We start from the raw sequence: 16,998 nt of genomic DNA on the forward strand, positions 1-16,998 counted from the left end.
CCGGGCACTCGGCGTCAGGAGCATGCAGTCATGACGATTCTGGAAATCCGCATCGTGGGGGATCCCGTCCTGCGAACCCCCGCGGACGAGGTATCCGAGTTCGGCCCCGAGCTGGCCCGACTGGTACAAGATATGACCGAAACCATGGACGCGGTCTCCGGTGTCGGGCTTGCAGCACCCCAAATCGGCGTCGGATTGCGGGTCTTCACCTACCGTGTCGACGACCAAGTTGGCCATGTCGTCAACCCGGTCCTGGAAATCGGTGGCGTCGAAGAAGCCGAAGCCACCGAGGGCTGCCTGTCGGTCCCCGGACTGGGATACCGACTGCCCCGGCCCAGCTGGGCCCGCGTGAGCGGAAGCGATATGACCGGGGCACCACTCGTCGTCGAGGGCGAGGGTGTCCTTGCCCGCTGCCTGCAACACGAAACCGACCACCTCAACGGCCGCCTCTACGTCGACCGGCTGCGCGGAGCCGACAAAAAGGATGCCCTCGCCCGGATCCGGGACGCCGGCTACGAAGACGTCGCTGCCGGAGTCCGCGGAAGCCGCGCCACTGAGGTGGGCTCAAGCTTCGGCGGCGGAACGTTCGGAGCAGCCCGATGAGAGTCATCTTCGCCGGCACGCCGCAGATCGCTGTGCCCTGCCTGGACCGACTGTTCTCCGATGGTTTGGACGTGGTAGCCGTGCTCACTCGAGAAGATGCCCCGCTCGGACGAAAACGCGTCCTCACGCCCTCGCCCGTCGCCGCACGTGCCGTCGAATTGGGTGTGCCGGTGATCAAGGCCAATCAGATCGACGACGACGTCGTGTCAGCTCTTTCCGCGACCGAAGCCGACATCGCGGCCATCGTCGCCTACGGGGGCCTGGTGCCACCAGAAGCTCTCGAAGTACCCCGGCACGGCTGGGTCAACCTGCACTTTTCACTGCTGCCGGCCTGGCGTGGGGCTGCACCAGTCCAGCACTCGATCATTCACGGTGACGACGTCACCGGTGCGGTGACCTTCCGGCTCGAGGAAGGCCTCGACACCGGCCCGGTGTACGGGACACTGACTGAGGACATCGCCCCGGACGATACCGCGGGAGCCCTCCTGGGCAGGCTCTCCGAAAGTGGTGCCGTCCTGCTGTCGCAAACCCTGCACGGCATCGACGCCGGCCGCTTATCGCCGATACCCCAGAGCGGACCGGTGACCCTGGCCCCCAAACTCGGGATCGAGGACGGCCATATCGACTGGACGGAACCGGCCCTGGCGATCCGGCGGCGCATCAACGGCACCACCCCCGAACCCGGGCCCTGGACCGTGTTGGACGGCAAGCGTTTCAAACTCGGTGCCGTCGCCCTGGAACCGTCGGTGACGGAGCTGGAACCAGCAGTGCTGCGCGTCCTCCCTGGCCGCGCACCCCGCGTTCTGGTGGGAACCGGCTCACATGCCCTGGAACTGCATGAAGTCCAGCCAGCCGGCAAGAAGATGATGAAGGCCTCCGACTGGGCCCGCGGGCTGGATATCGACGAACAAGGCGCAACAGGGAAGCAGGTCTCCTTTTCATGAGCAACGACTCACGCGGTGAACGCCGCAACGACGCCGGACGCCAACGCAACCGCGGCGGTTCGGGGCAACGGAACTTCAGCGCCTCTGCCCCCTCCCAACGCCGCCGTATCGCCGACCCTGCCCGGCTGGTCGCCTACGAGGTCCTGCGTGCCGTCGCCGAGCAGGACGCCTACGCCAACCTCGTCCTGCCCGGACGTCTCCGTGAACACGGGCTCAGCGGTCGTGACGCAGGATTCGCCACCGAACTGGCCTACGGCGCCCTCCGCGGACGGGGATTCTACGATGCCGTCCTCTCCCGCTGTGTGGACCGTCCACTGGGAAAACTAGATCCGGCCATTTTGGATGCCCTCCGATTGGGCGCCCACCAGCTACTGGCCATGCGTGTACCCCACCATGCGGCACTGGATGAAACCGTTGGCCTGGCCCGTGCCGTCATCGGCGCCGGCCCCTCCGGACTCGTCAATGCCGTCTTGCGGAAGGTCTCACGGAACGACGCCGAAGCCTGGACGGCGCTGGTCCTGGACGGTGTCGAAAACGAGGTCTCCCGGCTGGGCCTGGAATACAGCCACCCCGAATGGGTCGTCAGGGCTCTGCGCCAGGGACTGGTTGCCCACGGGCGGGATGCCGCCGAAATCACCGAGCTGCTCGCGGCAGATAACCTGGCGCCGGTCGTCAACCTCGTTGCCCTTCCGGGGATCGGATCCCTCGATGAAGCCCTGGAACATGGTGCGACGCCGGGAGAATTGTCCCCCGATTCGGCGTACTACAGTGGGGGAGACCTCTCCAAGCTCTCCTCCATCCACAAGGGAACCACGCGGGTCCAAGATGCTGGTTCACAATTATTGGCCCGCGCCCTGGCCACCGTGGAAATCGAAGGACGCGATACCGACTGGCTGGATCTTTGTGCCGGCCCGGGCGGGAAAGCAGCCCTCCTGGCCAGCCTGGCCGCGCAGCGCGGCGCCGAATTGACCGCTAATGAACCTGCCGAACACCGTGCCGAGTTGGTGCGCAAGGCGCTGCGTCCGGTGGATCGGGACGCCTGGAACGTCGTGGTCGGTGATGGACGGCGCTATCTGGGGATCCCCGCAGATCAGCGTTTCGACCGGATCATCGTTGATGCACCGTGCAGCGGGCTGGGAGCATTACGGCGCCGCCCCGAAGCCCGCTGGCGTAAAACCCCTGCCGACGTGGCCGAGCTGACCACCTTGCAGGATGAGCTGATCGACGCGGCACTCAAGGCCTTGCGCCCCGGCGGAGTCCTGGCCTATGCGACCTGCTCACCCCATCCCGCCGAATCGCTGGCAGTGCTCGACGACGCCCTACGCCGCACACCGCACGCACGGCTCCTCGATACCGCGGCCGCGGTCAACACCGTCTCGCTCGAGGGCGGCATCGAAGGTACCGACCACGCTTCGGGCGGAAACACCGTGCAGCTCTGGCCGCATCTACACTCCACCGACGCCATGTTCCTGGCACTGATCACCCTCGACGCCGACGCCGAGCAGGCCGAACCGATCGAGCAGACGAAAGGCTGACCCATGTCTCATTGCCGGATCCATCCCAGCATCCTCTCCGCCGACTTCGCCAACCTCGAAGCCGAACTGCACCGCATCGAAACCGCCGATGCCGTGCATGTCGATGTCATGGACAACCACTTCGTCCCGAACCTGACACTCGGCCTGCCGGTGGTCAAACGCATTGCAGAAGTCAGCAGCCTCCCGGTGGACGTGCACCTGATGATCGAAAACGCTGACCGGTGGGCTCCCGATTACGCAGATCTCGGGGTGGAGTCGGTGACCTTCCACGCCGAGGCCTCGGCGGCACCGGTCCGGCTGGCCAGGGAACTGCGGGCCCGGGGATCGAAGGCCGCGATGGCCTTGCGCCCGGCCACCGCGGTGGAACCGTATCTGGACATGTTCGAGGAACTGGATATGTTACTGCTGATGACCGTCGAACCCGGCTTCGGTGGTCAATCCTTCCTGGACATCATCCTGCCCAAGATCCGTAGGGCGCGGGCCGCCATCGAGGGGGCCGGATTACCGTTGATGCTGCAGGTCGATGGGGGGATCACCCGCGACACCATCCTGCGTGCCGCGGAAGCCGGAGCCGATGTCTTCGTGGCCGGTTCGAGCGTCTACGGCACCGAGGAACCCGCCGAGGCCATCGACGTATTGCGACATGTCGTCGAACACACCGGGTCGGGGCTATAGTTTAGGAACATAATTAAACACACGTGCTCCGGGGTCGGTGTAAGTCCGAACCGGCGGTTATAGTCCGCGACCCGAGGTGCCTCACGGCGCCGAGGTTGAACTGGTGGAATTCCAGTACCGACAGTTAAAGTCTGGATGGGAGAAGCACGTACAGGGCTGGTCTGGTGACCGGTGGCGTCCTCGACGCGCCGTCCGCCGATGCCTCAACTGTCGTTCCCCCGGAGCCGCCGCGGCTCATAAGGAGGAATGATGGAATCCCTGCGGTGGCTCATTGATATTTTCAACGCCAATATTCCTGTCGGCAACAGCTCGCTTCTGGTGAGGGAAGTCGTCGGCAACATCTTCGGTCTGGCCAGCGCCGTCGGCGGCATGCGCCGCAAAGTCTGGGCCTGGCCGGTCGGCATCGTGGGCAACCTGTTGCTGCTCACGGTCTTCGTCGGCAGCGTCTTCGACACCGGCCACGCCGCCAACCTCCTGGGCCAGGCAGGCCGTCAGATCATGTTCATCGCCGTCTCGGTCTACGGCTACCGCCGCTGGAAACAAGCCAGCGGTGATGGAACGGGCACCGCAGTCTCTCCTCGCTGGGCCACCGGTCGCGAACGCTGGACACTCGGGGTGATCATGATCGTGGGAACGATCGCGTTGACCCCACTGTTCCGCATTCTGGGTTCCTACGAACCGGTCTGGGCCGATGCCTGGACCTTCGTCGGGTCACTTCTGGCCACCTGGGGCATGGCCAAGGGATGGGTCGAGTTCTGGCTTCTCTGGGTCATCGTCGACGTGGTCGGGGTCCCCTTGCTCTTCAGCGCCGGATACTACGCCAGTGCGTTCATGTACCTCTTCTATGGTGGCTTCACCCTGGCCGGCTTCTTCATCTGGTGGCGGGCCAGGAACCGGGAACAAGCACTCGTGGAGACAGCCATGCCCGATCCCATCACCAGGACCTCGGCATGAGCGGGCAGACTCAGCCAGTCCTGAACCACCCGGTGGAACATGAGGGCATGGAACGAGCCCTCGACCTGGCCGCCCAGGGGGTCCGCGGCGCGAATCCCCTGGTCGGTGCGGTCATCCTGGACGAATCCGGGCGCCTCGTGGCCAGCGGCTGGCATCGTGGCGCAGGTACCGCCCATGCCGAAGCCGCGGCACTGAGCGACCTCGGCCCCGTTGATTCGGAGCACGCCGCGCGCCTGACGATGCTGGCGACCTTGGAACCGTGTTCCCATCGGGGTCGGACCGGATCTTGTGCCGAGGCCATTACTCGCAGCGGAATCGGTCGGGTCGTGTACGCGGCCAGCGACGGTACGGCACGAGCAGGCGGCGGGGCAGGGATCCTAGTCGCCGCCGGTGTCGATGTCGCTTCCGGATTATTGGGTCAGAAGGCCCGCAGATTGAACCATCGCTGGTTTAGCGCCCGGGCAGCGGATCGGCCCTTCACCAGTCTGCATCTGGCGCAAAGCCTCGACGGCAGGATCGCCGCCGCCGACGGAACCAGCCAGTGGATCACCGGTACCGGCGCTCGTGAGCACTCCCACCTGATCAGGGCGCGTTGCGAAGCTATTATCGCCGGGACGGGGACGATCATCGCCGATGATCCTCGGCTCACCGCCAGGAATCCAGCCGGCCAGAGGCCCGCCCACCAACCATTGCGCGTCATCATGGGCCACCGCGACCTGCCCCCCGGTGCGGCGGTCGCCGCCGATGACAACTATCTACAGATCCACACCCACGATCCGGCGGCCGTCCTGGAGACGCTGGCGGCACGGGGCATCGACCACGCCATGATCGAGGGCGGTGCCTCCATCGCCACGGCCTTCCTCGCCGCCGACCTGGTCGACGAGATCTGGTTGTACCAGGCGCCGATCATTTTGGGGGCCGGACGGCACGCCGTGGGCGAACTGGGGATCGGAACCCTGTCCGACGCCGGACACTGGCGATTTGATGAAGCCGGAGGTCCAGCACACCAATTGCTGGGCTCCGACATCGTCCTCCATCTCGAACCACAACCAGGGCCCGCCTACCGGGCCTCCGAACACGAAGGGACCCGCTGATGTTCACGGGAATCATTACCGGATTAGGTCATGTTGAAGAAATGTCCGAGGTCTCGGGACAGGACGCAGCGATCCTGCGCATCAGCGCCCCAGGACATGCCGCCGATCTGGGCATCGGCGGGTCGCTGGCCGTGAACGGCGTCTGCCTGACGGCCACGGCCATCAACGGCGACGAGGTGGACCTGGATGTGATGGGCGAATCCCTCCGGCTGACCACCACCGGTGGGCTGGCCGTCGGGCAGAAGGTCAATCTGGAACGCTGCGTTCCCGCCGGCGGTCGTCTCGATGGGCATGTGGTCCAAGGCCACGTCGATGGCACCGGAACCGTCCTGGAACGCGAGGATGAAGGCAATTGGGTGCGCCTACGATTCGGGTTGGAGCGTGAGCTGGCCCGCTATGTGGCCCGTAAAGGGTCGATTGCCGTGGACGGGGTGTCATTGACCGTGACCACCGTTTCCGATGCCGCGGAAGACGAACAATACTTCGAGGTCGGGGTCATCCCGACCACGCTGAGAGAAACCGTCCTGGGACAGCGACAACCCGGTGACGCAGTGAATCTGGAGGTCGACGTGATGGCCAAATATGCCGAGCGGCTTGCCGCGTTCTCCGACGGAGGCCGACGGTGAGCCCCCGGGAGGCAGGGGAGTCCCTGCTCGACCCGGTGGATGCCGCCGTTGCGGCCATGGCTGCCGGGCGCCCCGTCGTCGTGGTCGATGACGAGGACCGCGAAAACGAAGGCGACATCATCTTCGCCGCGGAGTTCGCCACCCCCGAACTCCTGGGCTGGACCATCAGGTACTCTTCGGGTGTGCTCTGTGTCCCGCTGACCGGGGGCCGGGCCGACCAGTTGGGGTTGCCGCCGATGGTGGAGGACAACCAGGATGCCAAAGGCACCGCCTACACGGTCTCCTGTGACGCTGCTGCGGGAATCACCACCGGTATTAGCGGTGCGGATCGTGCCTTGACCGCCCGTCTGCTGGCCGATCCTGCCAGTGACGGGTCAATGATCAACCGTCCCGGACATATGTTCCCGCTACGGGCCGTCGACGGCGGTGTCCTGAAACGACGTGGACACACCGAAGCCAGCGTTGACCTGTGCCGATTGGCAGGGGTGCAGCCGGTAGGCGTGATCGCTGAGCTGATCCACGACGACGGTTCGATGATGCGTCTACCGGCCCTCCGTGTCTTTGCCGATGAATTCTCGATCCCGCTGATTAGTATCGAGGATCTTGCCGCCCGTCTCTCAGAACAGCAGGACGCCGAACCGGAACCGTCCACCCCTTCCGCGGTGCTCGGGGGACCGGTTGTTGCCGTTCCCACCGAGCACGGAACCTTCGCCGCCCAGGCCTGGACCGAACGACAGACGGGGCTGGAACATCTGACGTTGACGGCACCGACCCCACAGCATGCCAGCACCGATATCCCGCTGGTGCGGCTACATTCGGAGTGCCTGACCGGTGATGTTTTCGGCTCCTATCGCTGTGATTGCGGTGAGCAGCTCGACGCCGCCTTGGCAGCCATCGCCGTTGACGGCGGAACCATTGTCTATCTACGCGGTCATGAGGGCCGCGGGATCGGTCTGGCCAATAAGATCCGCGCCTACTCGCTGCAGGACGGAGGGGCGGATACCGTTCAAGCCAACGAGCAGCTGGGGCTGCCCGTGGACGCCCGCCGTTACGATGCGGCCGCCGCGATCCTGCATAGTATGGGCGTGGAGCGGGTCAGGCTGATCACGAACAACCCCCTCAAAGCCCAATGGCTGCGCGATTCAGGTGTTGACGTCGCCGAGTTGATCCCCAGCACGATCGTCGCTCGCCCCGAAAACACGCGGTACCTCCAGACCAAACGCGAACGCATGTCCCACCGCATCTTGGCCGAGGCCTTCGCCTCGACGGATCCTGCGGCACCGAACACACCCACGACCAAGGAGCACCACTGATGAGCGGACACGGAGCACCCGAGACCGGAACCGAGGAACTCAAGGCAGCAGGAACAGCAGGACTACGTGCTGTCGTCATTGCCGCCAGCTGGCACCAGCAGGTGATGGACGGACTGGTTGACGGTGCCTTGCGCGCCGCGACCGAGGCCGGCATTGCCGCCCCTCGACTCGTGAGGGTTCCCGGCACCTTCGAACTGCCCGTCGCCGCGGCCCGCCTCGCTCCGGACTATGACGTCGTTGTCGCCCTGGGCGTCGTCATTCGCGGTGGAACACCGCATTTTGACTTCGTCTGTCAGGGGGCGACGGCCGGTCTGACCAATGTCTCGATCAATACCGGGGTTCCGGTGGGCTTCGGCGTGCTGACCTGTGACACCGAACAGCAGGCCCTCGACCGGGCCGGGCTGGCCGGGTCGGTGGAAGATAAAGGGCACGAAGCCATGTCGGCAGCGCTGCTGACGGCCGTGGCCCTCTCCGGAACGTAGCGGTCCACGCAGCCGCTCCGAATCGTCGGTTTCGTCACATTGAAACCTCGGAGTCGGGGCGGCGCGTGGCCAACGGCTAGGCTTGAAGGGTGAAAACCTTTGACACCCTCTTTGCCGAACTGGCCGAAAAGGCACAAACCCGTCCCGCGGGTTCCCGCACCATCGCGGAGCTAGATTCGGGTGTCCACGGCATTGGTAAGAAGATCGTGGAAGAAGCAGCCGAAGTCTGGATGGCCGCCGAATACGAGACCGACGAGGAAGCAGCCGAAGAAATCTCGCAGCTGCTGTACCACCTGCAGGTCATGATGCTGGCCAAGGGACTGTCGCTGGAAGACGTCTATAAGCATCTCTAGCCGCCCAACCCCGCCCAGGGTGGGGTCGGCGGCCAGGAGAGCGCAGACCACCGAACAGCAGCACAGAAAAGAGCACCGCCATGTTGCGAGTAGCCGTACCAAATAAGGGCGCCCTCTCGGAGGCCGCCACCGCCATGCTCAACGAATCCGGGTACCGCCAGCGGCGCGACAACCGCGAACTGGTGATGGTCGACCCGGATAACGACATCGAGTTCTTCTACCTCCGACCACGCGACATTGCCGTCTACGTCGGACGGGGCATCCTCGACGTGGGGATCACCGGACGTGATCTGTTCATCGACGCCGGAGTCAACGGCGATGCCGAAGAGCTCCTGCCACTGGGACTGGGCGCCTCGACCTTCCGCTTCGCCGGACCCGTGGGAGATTTCTCCGGCGTTGAACAGCTCGAAGGCAAGCGGGTAGCGACCAGTTACGACGTCCTGCTCAAGAGCTACCTCGAAGAGCAGGGGATCAACGCGGCGGTGGTCCGCCTGGATGGCGCCGTTGAATCCTCGGTTCGTCTGGGTGTGGCCGACGCGATCGCCGACGTTGTCGAGACGGGCAGCACCCTGCGCGCGGCCGGGATGGAAACCTTTGGCGAAGCCATCCTGGAATCCGAAGCCGTGCTCATTGGGCGTACCGGTGAACACCCGCATGGACTGGAAATCCTCACCCGTCGCCTCCAAGGCGTCCTGGTGGCCCGTCGCTACGCGATGCTGGACTACGACATCCGCAAGGATCTCGTGGCCCAGGCCTGCGCACTGACCCCGGGATTGGAATCGCCCACGGTCTCACCATTGCACGACGGCGACTGGGTGGCCGTGCGTTCGATGGTGAAGCAGGCCCAAGCCAATAAGATCATGGACGAACTCTATGAGCTGGGCGCCCGCGCCATCCTCGTGACCAACATCCACGCCATTCGTATTTAGGGGACCCAACCCGTGACTGTAGCCATCCGTGTCATTCCCTGTCTTGACGTCGATGCGGGACGCGTTGTTAAGGGAGTGAACTTTGAAGGCCTGCGCGATGCCGGCGACCCCGTGGAACTAGCCAAACGTTATAACGCGGCAGGAGCCGACGAACTAACGTTCTTGGACGTGACCGCCACCTCCGGGGACCGGGAAACGACGTTCGACGTCGTCCGCACCACGGCCGAAGAAGTCTTCATCCCCTTGACCGTTGGCGGTGGGGTGCGCTCGGTCGAGGATGTCGACCGCCTGCTGCGGGCCGGAGCCGATAAGGCCTCGATCAACACGGCTGCCGTGAAGCGCCCCGAGGTGATCCGGGAGATCACCCAACGCTTCGGTTCCCAGGTGCTGGTCTTATCGGTGGACGCCAAACGCAGCAGCGACCCCTCCCTCCCCTCGGGATTCGAAGTCACCACTCATGGTGGACGCACCGGGACCGGGATCGATGCCGTGGTCTGGGCCCGTGAGGCCGCCGACGGCGGGGTCGGGGAGATCCTGCTGAACTCGATCGACGCGGACGGGACCAAGAACGGCTTCGATCTGGAAATGATTTCTGCCGTCCGTGCTGCCGTGAACGTGCCGATCATCGCTTCCGGCGGTGCCGGCTCGCCCGGGGACTTCCCGGCGGCAGTCGCTGCTGGAGCCGACGCGGTTCTGGCGGCTTCGATCTTTCACTTCGGTCCGGTCGACATGATTGCCCGGGTCAAACACGCCATTAAGGAGGCAGGTTATCCTGTTCGCTGAACCAGAAGAGCTAGACCGGCTGATGGATGCCGCGTGGCCTGCTCTTGAAAAGAGTGCCGTCGGAGGGTGGACCTTACGTTTCTCGGCCGGAATCAGCCAGCGCGCCAACTCCGTGCTCCCGGTTGGCGCACCCAATGATCTCGACGCCGCGCTCGAGGAAGTCGAAACGCGCAGTGCCGCGCGTTGGCTGAACTCGACCTTCCAGATTTCCCCGGCGGCACAACCCGCTGACCTCGACGCCTATTTGGCGGCCCGCGGTTACACCGTCGGAACACCCACCCTGGTTCAGGTGATGGACGGCTGGGAACTGGACCGCTTCGCCGAGATCGTCCCCGACACCCGCATCGAATTTACCGATGAGCCCCCGCAGGACTGGCTCGAACTGTTTTGGTATCAGGATGGACCTGCTGCAGAGGATGATCGGGACGTTTCGCGGCGCATCCTGACGGGCACACCGGCCAGCTATGTCTCGTTGCGGGTGGATGGGCGGATCGAGTCGATCGCGCGTCTGGCCACGGTGGAGGAGTACGCGGGCATCTACTGCGTGACCACCCGTCCTGAGGCCCGCCGTCAGGGCTACTCACGTCTGGTGATGGAAGCGGTCTTGCACGAGGCCCACCGCCGCGAATTGGCGGGCGTCTGGTTACAGGTTCGGGAGTCCAATGTGGGGGCGATCGTGCTCTACAACGCCTTGGGCTTCAGCACCGCATCCACCTACCACTACCGGACGCGCGCGCTCTAAGCCACCCGACTGCTGTATCGGGGCAACGATTCGTTGTACCTTTCGGTCCATCCGCACGCACGATGGCCAACCACCGTTCCCGCAGCTCGGGACCTGTGAACGCCAGACAGGCGTTGGGGTCCGGGGCGATGTAAGTGGCCGCCCCTCGGCTCCGTGCTAGTTTCAGGGAATGCCACCGTCGAGAGAGAATGTTTCAGATGTGGAGATCATCGAGCTGCTCGAAGATCTGAGCTCACCCGATCCAACCGTGAGGGACGGCGAATCGCTGGGCAGGCTCTGCGAGCTGGTGGATAGAGGTCACGTTTCCGAAGCACAGTTGGCTTTCCTGGGGGCGACGTTGGTGGAAAGGCTGTCCCACGACCGCGTGGAAGCCAGAAGTTTCGCGGCGCTGGCACTCGTCCCGCTGATTCTCCGCGATGTCTGTTCACCAGGTTGGTTCCCGCACTTCGCGAGCTGGTATGCCAGCGAAGCAGACATCACCGGCTACGATATGACCCGTGGATGGCTCCACGCCGTGGCACACGGAGCCGACGTTCTCGGCGCCATCGGTTGGAAGGCCACGGAATCGCCACGACCCGTCCTTGACCTTGCGGTCCGCAGGATGCTGCATCAGGGGCCGGGGATCTGGCGTGATCAGGAAGATGACCGGCTGGGATTTTCCATCGCCATCACGCTGGCTAATCGGCACCTGAACCCAGCCGACGCCCTCGAATGGGTGGAACCCGTCGAAAAGGCATTCCTGCGGGGAGAACCGGGCCCCGTACCCGCCTTCGTCTCAAACTCGATCCGGACCCTGCGCGTGGTTGCCCTGCTGGTGGGCGAACAGATGACCTACGAAGGCCACACGCTTCGTGTCCAATACCACACGGCGCTCAGGCAGAGGCTCCGAGAAGTCCTCCACCACGCTTCCCCCTGGATGTGGAATCTCCAAGGACCGGCCGGCCGCGCTGGACCTCCTGCCGTGTGAGCCGCCGCAGTGGCGTCACGGCAGCACGGAGCACAGGCTGCCCTCCGAATGATCTTCCCCCTCGGTGGCCTCGACGGTAGCCTGCAGGAATGGCAACTAGACCGGAGACGCTCGATTGGCTTCTGGACTCGGATCCTGCCTTGCGTTGGCAAGTCGAGAGGGATCTTGCCGAGGCGAAGCCTGCGGTGTGGAAGACAACGAGAGCGCAGGTTGCGACGACTGGCTACGGCGCCGATCTGCTCTCCCGGCAGGGAGTCGACGGGCAGTGGGCCGGTGGGGCTTTCTTTCCTGCAGGATTCTTTGGTAGCGCTGAAGCCGATCAACCGGGCCAGCCGTGGACGGCAACCACCTGGGTCCTGAAGGACCTGCGTGAATGGGGTCTTAATGCTGAGGCGCTGGCAGGAACAGCCGAAAAACTCGCCAGCAACAGTACGTGGGAGTACGAAGACCTGCCGTATTGGGGTGGAGAAGTCGATGTCTGCATCAACTCTTTCACGCTGGCGACCGGGGCGTGGCTCGGCGCGGATGTCTCACGACTCATCGACTGGTTTCCAGCCCATCGACTGGCCGACGGAGGATGGAATTGTGAAGCCGAAGAAGGGGACTCGAAGCGTTCGTCATTCCACTCGACCCTCAACGCGGTTCGCGGCATGCTCTCCTATGAGCAGATCACCGGCGATACCTCACTACGTGTTGCCCGCCACGGCGGTGAAGAATACCTATTGAAACGACGACTGCTCTACCGGCAGACGACCGGAGAACTCGTCGGAGAGTTCGCCTGGCAACTCGTCTACCCGAATCGCCACCGATACAGTGCCCTCGCCGCACTGGAACATTTTCGGGATGCTGCGCTCCTGGAGGGCACTCCGCCAGATGCCCGACTGTCAGCGGCGATTGGGATGATCCGTGCAGCCCGGGCCCCAGACGGCACGTGGCAGCAGCAGGCGCGGCTGCCGGGGCAGACGTGGTTTGACGTCGATGTTCCGCCCGGTGAACCGTCGAAATGGCTCACCTTGTGGGGCCTCCGGGTACTTCAGTGGTGGGACTCCGAAGCATCAGCGTTACGGTGACGGGCATTCGCCCCGGGCTTCACCCGGGGTATGCTCCGAGAAAAGCCATCCGAGGAGGGGCAATGTCGTTGAATGTGTGGGTCCGGCGAGTCCAAGAAGAGCCCAGCCACAATGACGGAACACGGGTCCTCGTGGACAGGATCTGGCCGCGGGGAATCAAGAAGACCGATGCTGCGCTCGACGACTGGAATAAAGACGTGGCTCCGTCGACCGAATTACGTCAATGGTATGGCCACGATCCGGAAAAGTTCGAGGAATTCGCCAAAAAATACCGTTCGGAACTCGACACCGAAACCGGTCGGGCTGCGCTGCAGAAACTCAAGGATTGCGTGCGCGGCAAACGGCTGACGTTGTTATCCGCAACCAAGGATATCGATCACAGCCAGGCCGCTGTTCTGGCGAAGATTCTCGAAGAATCCTAGAAGCTACCCTTCGGAGCTCGAGAACAAGGCCAGGGCGTCGGGGGAGCCTTCAAACGTCACCAGTGCATGATTGCGCCGTCCGAGCGCGTGCATCAGCAGTTCTCCGGGATCCCCGGTGATGGCCACCGAAGTGGAGGCCTTGCGGACCACATGGCGTTGGCCCTCTGGACGGCGCAGGATGATGCCCACGTCGGTACCCCGGTAGAAAACTGCAGCTTGACGGATCAAGGCAGCCCACAGAACATCCGCATAGTCCGTGTCCAGGACGCGCGGTGCCCACCGATCCACCGCCCTGCGGACGTCTTCGGTATGAACAAAAAATTCGACGAGATTCGCGGCATGGCCCACGGCAGGAAGAGAAAACGGTGACAGGGCAGAAGGCCCTCGAAGAAAGCGGTCCACCAGCTCGGCATAGTGTCCGGGGTCCTCGGCCCGACGCGCCGCCTGCTGCAACCGCCGTTCCATGGGGGAGCGAAGCGCCCCAACGGCGATCCCCGCGGCCCAAAGACTGTGCTCGCGGAGGACCAGATGTGCCGCCAAGTGCTGGGTCTTCCAACCGGCGCACAAGGTCGGCTCGCCGGGCCCGGCTGCCAGCAGGACCTCGGCGAGGACTTCACGTGACGGGTGTACGTATCGCATTCCCCTGAAGCTAGCACGTTCTGGGGCCTACGGCCCGGTACCCGAGTCACCGACTGCGTGGCGCGTGTCCGAGGCCAGTAGACTAGAGACGATGCCGCACAACCCAGCCCCCCAGCGTCCGGACACCGCACTCGACCCAGAGATCGCTGCGGGACTTAAACGCGATGCCGATGGACTGGTGGCCGCCATCATCCAACAGCATGACACCGGTGAGGTGCTGATGCTCGGGTGGATGGACGATGAGGCCCTGCGACGGACTCTCACCAGCGGCAGGGTCACCTTCTGGTCCAGGTCACGTCAGACCTACTGGCGCAAGGGGGACACCTCGGGCCACCAGCAACTGGTGCGTTCGGCCGCACGGGATTGTGACGGGGATGCGCTACTGATCCAGGTCCACCAGGTGGGGGCCGCCTGCCATACCGGCACACGGACCTGCTTCGACGGTCGGGCTCTTCCCGTCGTCGAAGGACCGGCTCCGGCCGACGCATAGAGCTTCCAACAACGCAAGGAAAACCAGTACAACATGCATGAATTCGGGGTCGTTTCCCCCACTCTCGAGGAATTCCGTGAACTGGCGCGGAGCCGCAGTGTCATCCCCGTGAACCTGCGCGTTCTGGCCGACACCGTGACACCCATTGCCGTCTACGAACGACTCGCGGGAGGCCGCCCGGGAACCTTCCTGATGGAAAGTGCCGCGGCGGGTGGCGTCTGGAGCCGCTATTCCTTCATCGGCTGCGGATCCTCGGCGACGCTGACCACACGGGACGGCAAGGCCCACTGGATCGGGACACCACCGGCAGGAGTACCGACCCAGGGCACACCGGTGGAGGTCCTGCGCGATACGGTGGCCCGGTTGCGCACCGAACCCCTTGACGGTCTGCCCCCATTTACCTCAGGCATGGTCGGCTTCATCGGTTGGGACAGTGTGCGTCACTGGGAGAAACTGCCCAACCCCCCACGAGACGACCTCGGTCTGCCCGAGTTGGCCATGAACCTCGTGGGGGACATGGCGGTACTGGATAACCGTGATTCCACGGTCACGCTGATTGCCAATGCGCTCAACCAGGATGGCGCCGACACGGGGGTTGATGAGGCCTATGCCGACGCCGTGTCCCGCCTGCACGTCATGCTGAAGTCACTGACCGAAACCACCCCGGGGACGGCCTCCGTCTTCTCCGGGACGCAGATCCCCACCAGCGAGCTCATGGCGGCAGTCACGGAAAGCTGGGATGAAGCTGGCTATCGCCAGGCGATCCTGCGTGGCAAGGAAGCCATCGTCGATGGAGAAGTCTTCCAAGTCGTGGTCTCCCGACGGTTCGAACTCGAATGCACCGCCGACCCGTTGGATGTCTATCGGATTCTGCGCACGACCAACCCGAGCCCGTATATGTACCTGTACAACCTCGAAGACGCTGACGGCGCCACCTACGCCGTCGTCGGTTCCTCACCCGAAGCGCTGGTCACCGTCAACGAACGCCACGTCGTCACCCACCCCATCGCCGGCTCACGGCCCCGCGGGGAAACCTACGAAGACGATGCCCTGCATGAGAAGGACTTGCTCTCCGATGAGAAGGAGCGGGCCGAACACCTCATGTTGGTCGATCTGAGCCGCAATGATCTCTCGAAGGTCTGCGAACCAGGAAGCGTCGAGGTCACCCAGTTCATGGAGGTCGAACGCTTCAGCCACATCATGCACTTGGTTTCCAACGTCGTCGGACGTTTGGAATCACAGGCCACCGCCTACGACGTGCTGGCAGCAACTTTCCCGGCAGGAACCCTTTCGGGGGCCCCGAAGCCTCGTGCCCTTCGGCTGCTCGATGAGTTTGAGCCGCACCGTCGCGGCGTCTACGGCGGCGTGGTGGGGTACCTGGATTTTGCCGGAGACATGGACCTGGCCATCGCGATCCGCTCGGCCCTGTTGAAAGACGGCAGGGCCTACGTGCAAGCCGGTGGCGGGATCGTCGCAGATTCCGACCCCGACGCCGAATCATTGGAAAGCATCAACAAGGCCGCAGCACCGCTGCGGGCCGTCTGGGCGGCACGGACCCTGCGTCCGGCCGCACCCAAGGAGGACGTATGAGTCCGACCACCGACCCCGCCAACGACAAGACCCCTGAACGACAGGCCGGGGGGCGCTGGATGTCCAAACGCATGGTTGTCTCCGCCGGAGTGATCGGCGCCATCGCCGCCCTGACGATGAGCACCAGGACCTGGATCCATGTCATTCCTTCCAGCGGGGCCATCAACGTGCAACCCTTCACCGTATCCGGTGACGATGCAGCCACCGCTGTGGCGGCCCTAGCCGTCGTCGTACTGGCCGGATCGGTCGCCGCCGCGATCGCCGGGCGGCTGGCGCGGTGGGTCATTGCCGTGCTGATCCTCCTGTCGGGGTTGGGTATCACCGCCTCGGCGATCAGCGCGCTGTCCGACCCGGTCTCAGCAGCAGTTTCGACGGTGGGAGAGGCCGCGGGAACCCTGAAGGTCCAGGGAGACTATGACGTGACGTTCTGGCCGTGGCTGACAGTGGTCATCGGCATCTGGATCATGGCCACTGCCGTGTGGTTGGCCGTGGCCGGCCACCGCTGGAAGGCCAGCCGGAAGTACACCCCGGCACCTGCCGTCCAGAGCGCCCCGGCCCCGGGGGCGGACCCCTCGAGCACTGACGACGCAGCGGCGACGGAACCGGGGCCAGCGTCGGCGGGCCTGGCCGTCACGCCGGCGGCCCCCGAGGGCGAGGATTCGATGGACGAAATTGACGGTTGGGACAGCTTGTCCCGCGGTGAAGACCCCACGGGTTAGCCACGCCCGGCTGTCTCGGGCGCAACATGGCCTCACGGCCACCAAAAGAATGGCAGAATAGAACACAG

20 protein-coding genes and 1 riboswitch are annotated in these 16,998 nt (G+C 64.4%); of the genes, 19 read left to right on the plus strand and 1 reads right to left on the minus strand.

Annotated features, from left to right (window positions below):
- The first annotated feature begins 30 nt into the window (after window positions 1-30).
- From def to FM101_RS12255, 16 genes are all read left to right on the plus strand, one after another.
- Entirely contained in the window at window positions 31-603 is a 573-nt protein-coding gene (gene def / locus FM101_RS12180; protein ID WP_086999948.1) for a peptide deformylase, read from the plus strand.
- The gene (fmt, locus tag FM101_RS12185) at window positions 600-1,547 is read left to right on the plus strand and encodes a methionyl-tRNA formyltransferase (RefSeq protein ID WP_086999950.1); all 948 of its coding nucleotides are present in this window, start codon (window positions 600-602) and stop codon (window positions 1,545-1,547) included. Before def ends, fmt begins: the two co-directional genes overlap by 4 nt.
- Window positions 1,544-3,082 (plus strand): RsmB/NOP family class I SAM-dependent RNA methyltransferase, encoded by a 1,539-nt coding sequence (locus FM101_RS12190; RefSeq protein WP_086999952.1) that lies wholly within the window; start codon window positions 1,544-1,546, stop codon window positions 3,080-3,082. Before fmt ends, FM101_RS12190 begins: the two co-directional genes overlap by 4 nt.
- Before the next feature lie 3 nt (window positions 3,083-3,085).
- Window positions 3,086-3,757: a ribulose-phosphate 3-epimerase gene (gene rpe, locus FM101_RS12195; protein ID WP_086999953.1), complete on the plus strand. Its 672-nt coding sequence runs from the start codon at window positions 3,086-3,088 to the stop codon at window positions 3,755-3,757.
- Between the two features lie 19 nt (window positions 3,758-3,776).
- A riboswitch (FMN riboswitch) is annotated at window positions 3,777-3,909 on the plus strand.
- Between the two features lie 97 nt (window positions 3,910-4,006).
- Window positions 4,007-4,711 carry a nicotinamide riboside transporter PnuC gene (gene pnuC, locus FM101_RS12200; RefSeq protein ID WP_087000076.1) on the plus strand — a complete coding sequence of 235 codons (705 nt, stop codon included), beginning with the start codon at window positions 4,007-4,009 and terminating at the stop codon, window positions 4,709-4,711.
- Window positions 4,708-5,805 carry a bifunctional diaminohydroxyphosphoribosylaminopyrimidine deaminase/5-amino-6-(5-phosphoribosylamino)uracil reductase RibD gene (gene ribD, locus FM101_RS12205; protein ID WP_241895278.1) on the plus strand — a complete coding sequence of 366 codons (1,098 nt, stop codon included), beginning with the start codon at window positions 4,708-4,710 and terminating at the stop codon, window positions 5,803-5,805. Before pnuC ends, ribD begins: the two co-directional genes overlap by 4 nt.
- Entirely contained in the window at window positions 5,805-6,431 is a 627-nt protein-coding gene (locus FM101_RS12210; protein WP_086999955.1) for a riboflavin synthase, read from the plus strand. Before ribD ends, FM101_RS12210 begins: the two co-directional genes overlap by 1 nt.
- A gap of 56 nt (window positions 6,432-6,487) precedes the next feature.
- Entirely contained in the window at window positions 6,488-7,744 is a 1,257-nt protein-coding gene (gene ribB, locus FM101_RS12215; RefSeq protein WP_087000080.1) for a 3,4-dihydroxy-2-butanone-4-phosphate synthase, read from the plus strand.
- Window positions 7,744-8,226 carry a 6,7-dimethyl-8-ribityllumazine synthase gene (ribH, locus tag FM101_RS12220; protein ID WP_086999957.1) on the plus strand — a complete coding sequence of 161 codons (483 nt, stop codon included), beginning with the start codon at window positions 7,744-7,746 and terminating at the stop codon, window positions 8,224-8,226. Before ribB ends, ribH begins: the two co-directional genes overlap by 1 nt.
- 89 nt (window positions 8,227-8,315) lie before the next feature.
- Window positions 8,316-8,579 carry a phosphoribosyl-ATP diphosphatase gene (locus FM101_RS12225; RefSeq protein WP_086999960.1) on the plus strand — a complete coding sequence of 88 codons (264 nt, stop codon included), beginning with the start codon at window positions 8,316-8,318 and terminating at the stop codon, window positions 8,577-8,579.
- 80 nt (window positions 8,580-8,659) lie between these two features.
- Complete coding sequence (gene hisG, locus FM101_RS12230) at window positions 8,660-9,508, plus strand: ATP phosphoribosyltransferase (RefSeq protein ID WP_086999962.1); 849 nt, start codon at window positions 8,660-8,662, stop codon at window positions 9,506-9,508.
- Window positions 9,509-9,520: 12 nt separating this feature from the next.
- Window positions 9,521-10,291, plus strand: coding sequence for an imidazole glycerol phosphate synthase subunit HisF (gene hisF, locus FM101_RS12235; RefSeq protein WP_086999964.1), 771 nt, complete (start codon window positions 9,521-9,523; stop codon window positions 10,289-10,291).
- A gap of 22 nt (window positions 10,292-10,313) precedes the next feature.
- Window positions 10,314-11,033, plus strand: coding sequence for a GNAT family N-acetyltransferase (locus tag FM101_RS12240; RefSeq protein ID WP_086999967.1), 720 nt, complete (start codon window positions 10,314-10,316; stop codon window positions 11,031-11,033).
- A 169-nt stretch (window positions 11,034-11,202) separates the two neighbouring features.
- A complete protein-coding gene (locus FM101_RS12245) occupies window positions 11,203-12,000 on the plus strand; it encodes a DUF2785 domain-containing protein (RefSeq protein WP_086999969.1) in 798 nt (265 codons plus the stop codon).
- Between the two features lie 89 nt (window positions 12,001-12,089).
- Entirely contained in the window at window positions 12,090-13,070 is a 981-nt protein-coding gene (locus tag FM101_RS12250) for a squalene cyclase (RefSeq protein WP_086999971.1), read from the plus strand.
- A 62-nt stretch (window positions 13,071-13,132) separates the two neighbouring features.
- Window positions 13,133-13,492 (plus strand): DUF488 domain-containing protein, encoded by a 360-nt coding sequence (locus FM101_RS12255; protein ID WP_086999973.1) that lies wholly within the window; start codon window positions 13,133-13,135, stop codon window positions 13,490-13,492.
- A gap of 3 nt (window positions 13,493-13,495) precedes the next feature.
- Here FM101_RS12255 and FM101_RS12260 read toward each other — a convergent pair whose 3' ends face one another.
- The gene (locus tag FM101_RS12260; protein WP_086999975.1) at window positions 13,496-14,131 is read right to left on the minus strand and encodes a TIGR03085 family metal-binding protein; all 636 of its coding nucleotides are present in this window, start codon (window positions 14,129-14,131) and stop codon (window positions 13,496-13,498) included.
- A gap of 91 nt (window positions 14,132-14,222) precedes the next feature.
- Here FM101_RS12260 and hisI point away from each other — a divergent pair, with 91 nt between their 5' ends.
- The 3 genes from hisI to FM101_RS12275 are packed head-to-tail and all read left to right on the plus strand — an operon-like array spanning window position 14,223 to window position 16,930.
- Entirely contained in the window at window positions 14,223-14,621 is a 399-nt protein-coding gene (gene hisI / locus FM101_RS12265) for a phosphoribosyl-AMP cyclohydrolase (RefSeq protein WP_086999977.1), read from the plus strand.
- Window positions 14,622-14,654: 33 nt separating this feature from the next.
- The gene (locus tag FM101_RS12270) at window positions 14,655-16,211 is read left to right on the plus strand and encodes an anthranilate synthase component I (RefSeq protein WP_086999979.1); all 1,557 of its coding nucleotides are present in this window, start codon (window positions 14,655-14,657) and stop codon (window positions 16,209-16,211) included.
- Window positions 16,208-16,930 (plus strand): Trp biosynthesis-associated membrane protein, encoded by a 723-nt coding sequence (locus FM101_RS12275; protein WP_086999981.1) that lies wholly within the window; start codon window positions 16,208-16,210, stop codon window positions 16,928-16,930. The genes FM101_RS12270 and FM101_RS12275 overlap by 4 nt, the downstream gene beginning before the upstream one ends.
- Window positions 16,931-16,998 lie beyond the last annotated feature (68 nt).

The organism is Arthrobacter rhombi (assembly GCF_900163545.1).
GTDB classification, from domain to species: Bacteria; Actinomycetota; Actinomycetes; order Actinomycetales; family Micrococcaceae; genus Arthrobacter_H; species Arthrobacter_H rhombi_A.